At 62.3% G+C, this 12328-nt stretch carries 6 protein-coding genes and 1 pseudogene; 4 read left to right on the top strand and 3 right to left on the bottom strand.

Annotation, left to right across the window (positions count from 1 at the left end):
• Window positions 1-161: 161 nt before the first annotated feature.
• Together RL_RS09065 and RL_RS09060 are read right to left on the bottom strand one after the other, a co-directional pair.
• Window positions 162-2621 (bottom strand): penicillin-binding protein 1A, encoded by a 2460-nt coding sequence (locus RL_RS09065; RefSeq protein ID WP_011651402.1) that lies wholly within the window; start codon window positions 2619-2621, stop codon window positions 162-164.
• Window positions 2622-2996: 375 nt separating this feature from the next.
• Window positions 2997-4253 (bottom strand): N-acetylmuramoyl-L-alanine amidase, encoded by a 1257-nt coding sequence (locus tag RL_RS09060; protein ID WP_011651401.1) that lies wholly within the window; start codon window positions 4251-4253, stop codon window positions 2997-2999.
• 623 nt (window positions 4254-4876) lie between these two features.
• On the opposite strand from RL_RS09060, the gene RL_RS09055 reads away from it, so the two are divergent.
• Both RL_RS09055 and RL_RS37395 read left to right on the top strand, forming a co-directional pair.
• Window positions 4877-7750: an Rne/Rng family ribonuclease gene (locus RL_RS09055; protein WP_011651400.1), complete on the top strand. Its 2874-nt coding sequence runs from the start codon at window positions 4877-4879 to the stop codon at window positions 7748-7750.
• A gap of 147 nt (window positions 7751-7897) precedes the next feature.
• A pseudogene (locus RL_RS37395) lies at window positions 7898-8106 on the top strand (type II toxin-antitoxin system VapB family antitoxin).
• Between the two features lie 67 nt (window positions 8107-8173).
• Here RL_RS37395 and RL_RS09050 read toward each other — a convergent pair.
• Window positions 8174-9832, bottom strand: coding sequence for an acyl-CoA dehydrogenase family protein (locus RL_RS09050; RefSeq protein WP_011651399.1), 1659 nt, complete (start codon window positions 9830-9832; stop codon window positions 8174-8176).
• 179 nt (window positions 9833-10011) lie between these two features.
• Here RL_RS09050 and RL_RS09045 point away from each other — a divergent pair, with 179 nt between their 5' ends.
• The gene (locus RL_RS09045) at window positions 10012-10968 is read left to right on the top strand and encodes an aspartate carbamoyltransferase catalytic subunit (protein ID WP_011651398.1); all 957 of its coding nucleotides are present in this window, start codon (window positions 10012-10014) and stop codon (window positions 10966-10968) included.
• Window positions 10965-12254, top strand: coding sequence for a dihydroorotase (locus RL_RS09040; RefSeq protein WP_011651397.1), 1290 nt, complete (start codon window positions 10965-10967; stop codon window positions 12252-12254). The genes RL_RS09045 and RL_RS09040 overlap by 4 nt, the downstream gene beginning before the upstream one ends.
• The last annotated feature ends 74 nt before the right edge of the window (window positions 12255-12328 follow it).

Below are 12328 nucleotides of genomic sequence, written 5' to 3'. Positions count from 1 at the left end.
GCCACGGAGATGCTCTATCTTTTTGGTTTCGCGCAATTCCCTGGGAAAGTCGCTTTGCGCTTTTCCCAGCAAAACCGCTATGCACTTTTGCTGGAATTGCTCTAGAGACGCCCGCCGCGGATGTAAAGGGCCGCGGCGGGCGTGCAAAATTCAGGCCTCGGTCAGAACAGGCCGGGCGTGCCGGTCTGGACGGCCTGGTTCGCCTGCGGCGAGGTCTTCAGGATTTCCTCCGGCGCCATGGTGCTGTCCATGCCGATCACGGAGAAGCTGTCGGCCGGGCCGGTGCCGGGCTTGAAGGCCTCGACGATGGTGTTCGGATCGCCTTCGCCCGCCGCCATGCCGGTCTTGCGGTCGATCGAAATCAGGTTCATGCCTGATGGAATGACGAACTTCGATTCCGGCGTGTCCTTGACGGCAGCCTGCATGAATTCGTTGAAAATCGGGGCGGACAAGACGCCGCCGGTGCCGCCGCGGCCGAGCGGGCCCGGCGTATCGAAGCCCATATAGAGGCCGGCGACCAGATCCGGGGTGAAGCCAACGAACCAGGCATCCTTCTCGTCATTGGTGGTGCCGGTCTTTCCGGCGACGTCGCGACCGCCGAGATCGATCTTGCCGGCAGCGGTGCCGCGCTGGATGACGCCCTGCATCATCGAGGTGATCTGGTAGGCGGTCATCGGGTCGAGAACGGTTTCGCGATTGTCGACGATATTCGGCTCTTCCTGGTTCTGCCAGTCACCGGCATTGCAGCCCTCGCACAGACGCTCCTCATGCTTGAAGATCGTCTTGCCGTAGCGGTCCTGGATGCGGTCGATCAATGTCGGCTTGATCTGCTTGCCGCCATTGGCGATGACCGAATAGGCCGAGACCATGCGCAGCACCGTCGTGTCGCCGGCGCCGAGCGACATGGAAAGAACCGGCAGCATGTGATCATAGATGCCGAAGCGCTCGGCATATTCGGCGACGATGTTCATGCCGAGATCGTTGGCGAGGCGCACCGTCATCAGATTGCGCGAATGCTCGATGCCCGAACGCAGCGTCGACGGGCCGCCGGATTCGCCGCCGTAGTTTTCCGGCCTCCAGACTTGGCCGCCCGAGACGATTTCGATCGGCGCGTCCATGATGACCGAAGCCGGCGTATAACCATTGTCCATCGCCGCCGCGTAGACGAAAGGCTTGAACGAGGAGCCCGGCTGGCGCATCGCCTGGGTGGCGCGGTTGAATTCGGACTGGGCATAGGAGAAGCCGCCGACCATGGCGAGCACGCGGCCGGTCTTCGGGTCCATGGCGACCAGGCCACCTTGCACCTTCGGCGGCTGCTGCAGGCGATAGGAGGTCGACGCGTCGTCACCGAGCTTTGCGACATAGACAACGTCACCGGGGGACACGGCGCCGACCGGCGATTTCGTGGTCTTGCGGGCGCCGTCGGCCGAACGGAATGCCCATTGCATGTTCTTGGCGTCGATCGTGCCGCGCTGGCGATCGGCCACAACCTTGCCGCTGCCATCCTTGGCCGGCTGCAGGCCGATGTCGACGGTGCTGTCGGACACGGCGAGTACCACGGCAAGCCGCCATTCCGGCACATCTGACAGTGCGGGAATATCGGCAAGCGCCTTGCCCCAATCACCGCTCGCATCGATCTGCTTGATCGGGCCGTGGAAACCGCGGCGCTCGTCGTAAGTGACCAGACCGTCCTGCAGCGCCTTGCGGGCAGCGATCTGCATCTGCGGATCGAGCGACGTGCGCACCGAAAGGCCGCCCTCATAGAGGACCTTTTCGCCGTACTGGTCGATCAGCTGGCGGCGCACGGCTTCGGCGAAATAATCCGAAGCAAAGAGCGAGGGGCCGGTGGTGCGGGCGGTCACGCCGAGCGGCTGCTTCTTGGCTTCCTCGCCGTCAGGCTGGCTGACATAGCCGTTCTCGACCATCCGGTCGATCACCCAGTTGCGACGCTCGAGCGCAGCTTCCGGATGGCGAAAAGGATGATAATTGGCAGGACCCTTCGGCAGCGATGCCAGATAGGCGGCTTCGGCGACGGTCAGTTCGGTGACGGATTTGTTGAAATAGGTGAGTGCTGCGCCGGCGATGCCGTAGGAATTCAGACCGAAGAAGATCTCGTTCAGGTAGAGCTCGAGGATCTTGTCCTTGCTGTAGGCCTGCTCGATACGGAAGGAGAGGATCGCTTCCTTGATCTTGCGGTCGATCGTCTGGTCCGAGCTCAAAAGGAAGTTCTTGGCCACCTGCTGGGTGATTGTGGAGGCACCGACCGGGCGGCGGCCGGAACCGAAATTCTGCAGGTTGACGAGGATTGCGCGGCCGAGACCGGTCAGATCAACGCCCGGGTGATTGTAGAAATTCTTGTCTTCGGCCGACAGGAAAGCGGCCTTTACGCGGTCGGGAACCGCCTGGATCGGCAGGAAGAGACGCTTTTCCTTGGCGTATTCGGCCATCAAAGCGCCGTTGCCGGCATGGACGCGGGTCGTCACCGGCGGCGCGTAGCTGTTCAGAACGGCATAGTCCGGAAGATCCTTCGCGACATTGGCGAGATAGATGGCAATACCCGCCGCCGCGACCAGAAACAGGACGCAGGCCATTCCGAAGAAATATCCAAAAAGTCTAACCATATTTCAGCTACCGGTCTTTTCGATCTTCAATCGGCGCAGCCGCAACGATTGCACAGATCAAGGCAATTTGCACGTTGCGCGGCTTACTCTATGAGCGCCACCGCCACAAGCCGATTCCGCGCTCAAGGCTTACGAAACATAAGCCGGAGTAACGGCGCGAATGTGAGCAAAATAGGGCTGTCTGCGCCGCATTCACCGCCGCGGCCGCGTTTCATTAGAACTGTCACATCCAAGCAACGCCCGTCGCCGCCACCAATCGGAGGTATCTTCCTCAGAATTTGATTCATGCGGCGGACTTAAATATTTGTTTTTATGAATCTTTGTTTTATGCGGGCCGCCGTGCCGCAATCGCTACAGATTTTTGGGCGGCGTGCGTCAGCCGCCATTCGCCATGACGGCGGCACGGTATCGCTTCACGGCGTCGGTCAAGAGACCGGCGATCTTGCCGCGCCAGGCCTCGTCGAGCAGCAGTTTCTCGTCCTCGGCATTCGAGAGGAACCCGATCTCGAGAAGGATCGACGGCACGTCAGGGGCCTGCAGCACGCGGAAGCCGGCATGACGGTGCGGATTGTTGATGGTGCCGACCTGATCCTTGAAGGAATTCAGCACACTCTCGGCCAGCGAGATCGAGAAGGCCTGCGTCTCGCGCCGCGTCAGATCGAGCAGGATGTCGGCAACCTCGGGCGGCTCGGCGACGGTCTCCTTGCCGGCGATCTGGTCGGAAAGGTTTTCGCGTTCGGCAAGGTCGGCGGCGAGCTTGTCGGATGCCTTGTCGGAGATCGTGTAGACGGTCGCGCCGCGGATATCCTTTTGCTTCAGCGTATCGGCATGCAGCGAAATGAACAGGCCGGCATGGTTCTGGCGGGCGATCAGCACACGCTGCGAAAGTGACAGGAACTCGTCGTCCTCGCGCGTCAGGAAAGCCTTGATGCCCGGTTCCTTGTTCAGCCGGTCGGTCAAAGCCTTGGCGAAGGCAAGCGTCACCTGCTTTTCCTCGGTCTTGGTGTCGACGCCGATCGCGCCGGTGTCGATGCCGCCATGGCCGGCGTCGACGGCGATGACGAAATCGCCGGGCGCAGCCTTTTGCGGTGCCGGAATGGCGCTCGTCGTCTGAGCCGCCTCGGTCCGATCGCTCCAGGATTGCGTCTTCACCAATTCGGCAAAGGCCTTCTTGTCGATCATCTCCGCATCGAGCACGAGGCGATGGCCGTTGCCCGTCTCATCGGCCTGCACCTTGGCAAGCGCCAGCTTCACCGGCCCTGCCGTCGTCAGCACGATGCGGGCGCTCTCTTCGTCCATCTTGCCGTAGCGGATATCCTTGAACAGGCCGCGGGCGGCAAGATCCTTCGCCGGAAAACCGAAGGCGGTCGCCGGCAAGTCAACGACGATGCGTTCCGGATTGGCGATATAGTGGACGGAAAAACGCGGCTCGCGATCGAAATCGATGACGATGCGGGTCCTGGCGTCGTCGCCGACGATGCGCGCGCCATAGGCAAGCAGCGGATCCCTGGCCTCGACAGAGCTGGCAGCGGCCGGCAGCAGACTAGCAGCCAAAAGCGCCGCCAGAACCCGCCTTGCGAATGTCGATCGCCGCGCTGCGGATTTCGCCGCGATCCGAGCCCTCTTAAACAATAAACCGCCACACCCTATCTGTATTGCAATGGACCTGACGCGGCCGCGACCAACGTCCTGTGACGAAACACCCGCTGCAGCCTGCCGAATCGCGATCACTTTATCCCCAGTTTGTATGCGTTGCGAAATCCATCAATATTATGGCACATTTGGCTTTTCCCTTGCTATTGTGACACAGAAAACATACAACGAATTTCAGGGTAAAGTGTTGACGGGATAGAGTCGCCGCAAAGGCTGCCAGCCAGATCAGGACCTGGCGCCACACCGGTCATCGTCCGCCGTCTCATGCGCTTAATCCCTAGAACTGGATCCTGATTTTCCGGCTTATTGTCGGAATTCATTGGTGGATCAGCCACCACGCTCTCAGGGAGCAAACTCATCGGACCCGAACGGGTCTTCGTATTTGTCGATCACGCTTGGTTGTTGATGGTTTCGCAGCAGGTTTTATCTGAAGTGTACAGGCCCCGGACCGAAATGGTTCCGGCTGCGGTCTGGCTGCTGCCCTCCCCCTCGCATCAGGCGCGACTTTCATTATCCGGCGCGACCACAGTGGACCGCATTCTTTCTGTTTCAACAGCAGTCGGGAATGCGCTCTCGCGGCCACGCCGAGGAGCACAGCTTACATGGCAGACAAAATGCTTATCGATGCGTCTCACGAGGAAGAGACGCGCGTCGTTGTCGTTCGCGGGAACCGCATAGAAGAATTTGACTTCGAGTCCCAGCACAAGAAGCAGATCCGCGGCAACATCTATCTTGCAAAGGTAACGAGGGTCGAACCCTCGCTGCAGGCCGCCTTCGTCGATTACGGCGGCAACCGGCACGGCTTCCTGGCCTTCGCCGAAATCCATCCCGACTATTATCAGATACCGCTTGCCGACCGTCAGGCACTGCTTCGGGCCGAAGCCGAGGAGCATCGCCGCGACGAAGATGTCGAGCATGTCGAAACCGCGCCGATGGTCGATCTTTCCAAGCAGGATCAGCCGGATGTCGGCATCGTTCCGGCAGAGGCGCCGGAAACGGCTGCCGTAACGGAAGAGACCGCAGCGGTCGAGGCCGCGGCATCACCCGAGGCCACCGAGGAAGCGCCGGCCAAGAAGGCAAGGCCGCGCCGCAGCCGTAAGAAGGTCGTAGAACCGGTTGCCGAAACGACCGCGACCGAGGACGCTGTTCCCACAGACGTAGAAGCCGAAGGCGCTTCGAGCGTCGACAATGAGGATGACGGTTCGACCGGCGGCGCGATGGCTGCGATGGTGGAAACCGACTCGATTTCCGAAGACGTCGATACCAGCAAGCGTCGCCACGATGACGACGACGACGATGACGATCACGGCGAAGAGGAAGTCATCGAATCCGTCGGCGCCGAAGACGCGATGGAAGAAGTGCCGGACCGCGTGCAGCGCAAGCCGCGCAAGCAGTACCGCATTCAGGAAGTCATCAAGCGCCGCCAGATCCTGCTCGTGCAGGTCGCCAAGGAAGAGCGCGGCAACAAGGGTGCAGCCCTTACCACCTATCTCTCGCTCGCCGGCCGCTATTCGGTGCTGATGCCGAACACGGCGCGCGGGGGCGGCATTTCCCGCAAGATCACCAATCCTGCCGACCGCAAGCGCCTGAAGGAAATCGCGCGCCTGCTCGAGGTGCCGCAGGGCATGGGCGTTATCCTTCGCACCGCCGGTGCCAACCGCACCAAGGTCGAGGTCAAGCGCGACTTCGAATATCTGATGCGCCTCTGGGAGAATGTGCGCACGCTGACGCTGGCGTCCACCGCTCCCTGCCTCGTCTATGAGGAAGGCTCGCTGATCAAGCGTTCGATCCGCGACCTCTACAACAAGGATATCAGCGAAGTCATCGTTTCCGGCGAAGAAGGCTATCGTGAAGCGAAAGACTTCATGAAGATGCTGATGCCGAGCCATGCCAAGGTGGTTCAACCCTACCGCGACATCCATCCGATCTTTTCGCGTTCCGGTATCGAGGCTCAGCTCGACCGCATGCTGCAGCCGCAGGTGACGCTTAAGTCTGGCGGCTACTTGATCATGAACCAGACCGAAGCGCTGGTCTCGATCGACGTCAACTCCGGCCGCTCGACCCGCGAACATTCGATCGAGGACACCGCGCTGCAGACGAACCTCGAGGCTGCAGACGAAGTCGCCCGCCAGCTTCGCCTTCGCGACCTTGCCGGCCTGATCGTCATCGACTTCATCGACATGGAAGAGAAGCGCAACAACCGCGCCGTCGAGAAGAAGCTGAAGGAATGCCTGAAGAACGACCGCGCCCGCATCCAGGTCGGCCGGATCTCGCATTTCGGCCTGCTCGAAATGTCGCGCCAGCGCATTCGCGCTTCGGTTCTCGAATCGACCACGCAGGTCTGCTCGCATTGCGGCGGCAGCGGCCATGTGCGTTCGCAGTCCTCCGTCGCGCTGCATGTGCTGCGCGGCATCGAGGAATATCTGCTCAAGAACACTACGCACAACATCACCGTGCGCACCACGCCTGACATCGCGCTCTACCTGCTCAACCACAAGCGCCAGACGATCATCGATTATGAGAGCCGCTTCGGCGTCGCGATCATCATCGATGCGGACGGCTCGGTCGGCGCGCAACATTTCGCGATCGATCGCGGCGAGCCGGTGGAAAACCCGGTCAAGATCGAAACGCTCTTCAACTTCGCAGCCATTCCCGAGGATGACGACGACGACATCGTCATCGAAGTGGATGAGGAGGAAGACGAGGAACTCGAGGAAAAGCCGGCCGTTTCCGAGCGGCCCGTCGCGGCACGCGCGGAAGGCGAAGCTGACGGCAACCGCAAGCGCAAGCGCCGCAGGCGCCGCCGCGGCCGCAACGGCAATGCCGAACAGCCGCTATCTGCGACAGGCGAGGCCGGCGACGAGGATGAGGACGGTGACGACGAGGGCGGCGAAGGTGATGAAAACACCGAGGCCACGCCCGAGACACGCGCTGAAAGCGAGGAATCGCAGCGCCGCAAGCGCCGCCGTCGCGGCAAGCGTGGCGGCCGTCGCAATCGCGCCGAGGATGGTTCCGAACTGACGGCTGGCGAAGCCGGTGAAGACAATGGCGGCGACGAGGACGAAGGCGACGAGGTTTCGAACGACGGCGCTCCGAGCGAAGCCGTAGCGGTCGAGGCGATTGCCGAACAGGCCGACGAAGGCCAGGCCGCGATGGCAGCCGTCGAGAGCGCGCCTGTCATAACCGAAGAGGTAAAGCCCGCCCGTGCCCGCGGCCGCCGCAAACCGGCCGCAGCGCCGGTCGAGGAACCGGTTGCAGAGACGACCCCTGTGGTCGAGGCCGAACCGGAATTGGTGGAAGCCTCCGCCGATCTCGAAACATCCGTTCAGGAAGAAGCAAAGCCGGTTCGCGCCAACCGCGAATCCAATATCTCCTCCTCCGAACCGACGGTGAAATCCACCCGCGTCGAGAATGGCGAAGGCGATGACGGCAAGCCGAAGAAAGCCGGCTGGTGGCAGCGCCGTGGCTTCTTCTGAACGCTGATTTTCGGACGTAAACACTGAAATCCGGCCGCGGCGACGCGGCCGGATTTTTGTTTGTGCCGATGGACATCATCGCCGAACTTGAGCCGCCGTGACGTGGATTTGTATCTTTTATGATGATGATACACATAAGGCGCGGTCATACGCACGAATATCGATATCGATGATGCTTTGCTCGACGCGGCAATGACCGCCGCGGGATTGGCGACGAAAAGGCCACTGTCGAGCAGGCTTTGCGAAACCTTGTCGAGAAACACTGGCGGAAAAATGCGATGGCAAATCTGGCGGGGATAGGCTGGGAAGGCGACCTCGGCGCGATACGTCGCGACCGGCTGGACGATAAACTGTGATCGTCGTCGACAGTTCGATCCGATGGCCGAGCGTCTCGGCCTCGATAGCGCCTAGCCCTGCTTGCGATCAGGCGGCCGGGGGATAGAGCAGGTCGACGATATAGCTGGCGTCGAAGCGGGAATCGAGCATGCCGTAGGTGGAGCGCCAGCCGCCGGCAAGACGCGTCTCGATGAAGGCATCGGCAATGCGCCCTGCCCCAAGGCGATAGAGTTCGGCTGCACCGGCGGCGAGCGCCAGTTGTTCGACGAGCAGGCGCGCGGCGCCCTCATCCTGTTCGCACAGCGCGATTGCGGCGCGCAGCACGTCGATCGTCTTCTTGCCGGCGGGGCCGAGATCGCGGGCAAGGCCGGCAAAGACCGTTTCGAACAGATCCTTGCCGCGGTTGAGCACGCGCAGCACGTCGAGTGCCATGACGTTGCCGGAGCCTTCCCAGATGGCATTGACCGGAGCCTCGCGGTAATGGCGGGCGATCGGGCGTTCTTCGATGTAGCCGTTGCCGCCGATGCATTCCATCGCCTCGTAGATCAGCGCGGGCGCGATCTTGCAGCACCAGTATTTGGCGACCGGCGTCATGACGCGGGCATAGGCCGCTTCCTCGGCATTGCCGCGCGCCTTGTCGAAGGCGTCGGCAAGACGGAAGGACAGTGCCGTCGCGGCGGCGACATCGAGCGCCATGTCGGCGAGCACGCGCGTCATGATCGGCTGGTTGACGAGCATCTTGCCGAAGACGCTGCGGCCGCGGGTGTGGTGCACGGCTTCGGCGAGCGAGGCGCGCATCATGCCTGACGAGGCCAGCGCGCAGTCGAGCCGGGTCAGCGTCACCATGTCGAGGATGGTGCGGATGCCGGCATCCGGACCACCGAGCAGGAAACCGAACGTGTCTGTAAATTCGACCTCGGAAGAGGCGTTGGAGCGGTTGCCGACCTTGTCCTTCAGCCGCTGGAACTGCAGGCCGTTGGCAGAACCATCCTCCAGAAGGCGCGGCACGAGGAAGCAGCCCATGCCCTCCTTCGTCTGCGCCAGCATAATGAAGGCATCGCTCATCGGCGCGGACATGAACCATTTGTGCCCGGACAGCCGATAGATGCCCTCGCTGACCTTTTCGGCAGCGCTCCTGTTGGCGCGCACATCCGTGCCGCCCTGCTTTTCCGTCATGCCCATGCCGATGGTCACGGCGGATTTCTGCATGGCGGGCTTGTTCGACGAATCATATTTGCGCGAGAGAATTTTGGGCGCCCAGTCCTTCTGGACTGCGGGCGAAGCCGAGAGCGCCGCAACGGAGGCGCTCGTCATCGTCAGCGGGCAGAGATGGCCGGATTCCAGCTGTGACGTCAGATAAAACCGCGCGGCGCGAACCTTGTGGGCCTCGTCCTTGGCCTCGGTATCGGCCTGGGGATCCCAGACGGAGGAATGCAGGCCGACCGACATGGAGCGGCGCATCAACGCATGCCAGGCGGGATGGAATTCGACGATATCGAGGCGCTCGCCGCGCGGACCGTGGGTGCGCAGCTGAGGGGCGCCCTGGTTCGCCATGCGCGCCATCTCCTGCGCCTCCGGCGAGGTGACGTAGCGGCCCATGTTTTCCAGGTCTTCGCGGATGCCGCGCGGCAGGGCCGCCGTCAGGTCGACGATCAGCGGATCGGACCGATAGGCGTTGATGCCGGACCACAGGCTCGGCTGGTTGAGTTCTGCGAGTTTGTCGTCAGTCCGGTTGGCGGAGGTCATAATTCGCTTCTAGTGTAAGAACCCGGCAAAGGGAAACCGGAAGTTATGATTCGGTTCATTCTGCTCTATCGGAATTCGGGCGAAAATGCATGGGGACATAAGCCTTTGCCCACAGCACATGCTTGCCCCGGCGGGCCGCACTCTTTATAGACCCGCCAGAGACAGCAAGAGGCAGGGTCATGGTCTTTTTCCCCCACCGCCACCTCATCGGCATCAAGGGCCTCACCGAGCAGGATATCACCTATCTTCTCGACAAGGCGGACGAGGCCGTCAAGATCAGCCGCCAGAGAGAGAAGAAAACGTCGACGCTGCGCGGGCTGACGCAGATCAACCTCTTCTTCGAGGCATCGACCCGCACGCAGGCCTCCTTCGAGCTTGCCGGCAAGCGGCTCGGCGCCGACGTCATGAACATGTCGGTCGGCAATTCCTCTGTGAAGAAAGGCGAAACGCTGATCGACACGGCGATGACGCTGAATGCGATGCGCCCTGATGTGCTGGTGATCCGCCATTCGAGCGCGGGAGCGGCCGCCCTTCTCGCCCAGAAGGTCTCCTGTTCGGTCGTCAATGCCGGCGACGGGCAGCATGAACATCCGACCCAGGCGCTGCTCGACGCGCTGACGATCCGCCGCGCCAAGGGGAAGCTGTCGCGCATCATCGTGGCGATCTGCGGCGACGTGCTGCATTCGCGGGTGGCGCGCTCCAATATTCTGCTGCTCAATGCCATGGGCGCCCGCGTCCGTGTCGTTGCGCCCGCGACCCTCCTGCCGGCCGGCATCGCCGAGATGGGCGTCGAGGTCTTCCATTCGATGCGGGAAGGGCTGAAGGACGCCGACGTGGTGATGATGCTGCGGCTGCAGCGCGAGCGCATGTCCGGCGCCTTCGTGCCTTCGGTGCGCGAATACTATCACTTCTACGGGCTCGACGCCGAAACGCTGAAAGCGGCGAAGGACGACGCGCTGGTCATGCATCCCGGCCCGATGAATCGCGGCGTCGAGATCGCTTCGGAAGTGGCGGACGGACCGCAGAGCGTCATCGCCGAACAGGTGGAAATGGGGGTCGCGGTGCGCATGGCCGTCATGGAGACGCTGCTCGTCTCGCAGAACCAGGGTCCCCGAAGCGATGGAATGATGGCATGAGCAACCCGATCGTCCTCAAGAACGTCCGCATCATCGACCCGTCGCGCAATCTCGACGAGGTTGGGACGATCATTGCCGAAAACGGCGTGATTTTCGCCGCCGGCCACAAGGCGCAGAACCAGGGCGCGCCTGATGGAGCCGTCATCCGCGACTGCACGGGCCTTGTCGCGACGCCCGGCCTCGTCGATGCGCGCGTCCATGTCGGCGAACCCGGCGGCGAACACCGCGAGACGATCGCCTCGGCGAGCCGGGCGGCGGCGGCCGGCGGCGTCACCTCGATCATCATGATGCCGGACACCGATCCTGTTATCGACGACATCGCGCTCGTCGAATTCGTCAAGAAGACGGCACGGGATACGGCCGCCGTCAACGTCTATCCGGCAGCCGCGATCACCAAGGGCCTTGCCGGCGAGGAGATGACGGAGATCGGCCTCTTGATGCAGGCCGGCGCCGTTGCCTTCACCGATGCCCATTCCAGCGTCCACGACACGCAGGTGCTGCGCCGGATCATGACCTATGCGCGCGAATTCGGCGCCGTCGTCTCCTGCGAGACGCGCGACAAATATCTCGGCGCCAACGGCGTCATGCATGAGGGGCTTTTCGCCAGCTGGCTCGGGCTTTCCGGCATTCCAAAAGAAGCCGAACTCATCCCGCTCGAACGCGATCTGAGGATCGCTCAGCTGACGCGCGGCCGTTATCACGCAGCGATGATCTCGGTGCCGGAATCGGTCGAGGCGATCGAGCGTGCCCGCAGCCGCGGCGCCAAGGTGACTTGCGGCATCTCGATCAACAATCTGGCGCTCAACGAAAACGACATCGGCGAATACCGCACCTTCTTCAAGCTCTATCCGCCGCTGCGCCCGGAAGACGACCGGGTGGCCATGGCCGACGCCGTTGCGAGCGGCGCGATCGATATCATCGTGTCCTCGCACGACCCTCAGGACGTCGATACGAAGCGCCTGCCCTTCAGCGAGGCAGAGGATGGCGCGATCGGCCTCGAAACCATGCTGGCGGCAGCGCTCAGACTTCATCATGGCGGCCAGGTGAGCCTGATGCGCCTGATCGACGCCATGTCGACCCGCCCCGCTCAGATTTTCGGCCTGAATGCCGGCACGCTGAAGCCGGGCGCTGCGGCCGATATCGCGCTGATCGATCTCGATGAGCCTTGGCTTGTCGCCAAAGACATGCTTCTCTCCCGCTCGAAGAATACGCCGTTCGAGGATGCGCGCTTCAGTGGGCGGGCGGTCGCGACATACGTCTCGGGAAAGCTTGTCCACGCAATTTAGAACCGACACGATCGCCGTCCATCCCGCAGCGGGAGAAGGCTGACTCGAGGATAGGCCACGGAGAGGCTGAGGGC

Source organism: Rhizobium johnstonii 3841 (assembly GCF_000009265.1).
GTDB classification, from domain to species: Bacteria; Pseudomonadota; Alphaproteobacteria; order Rhizobiales; family Rhizobiaceae; genus Rhizobium; species Rhizobium acaciae.
The sequence above is the reverse complement of the archived record's forward strand: the minus strand, read 5'-3'. Positions and strand labels throughout refer to the sequence as shown.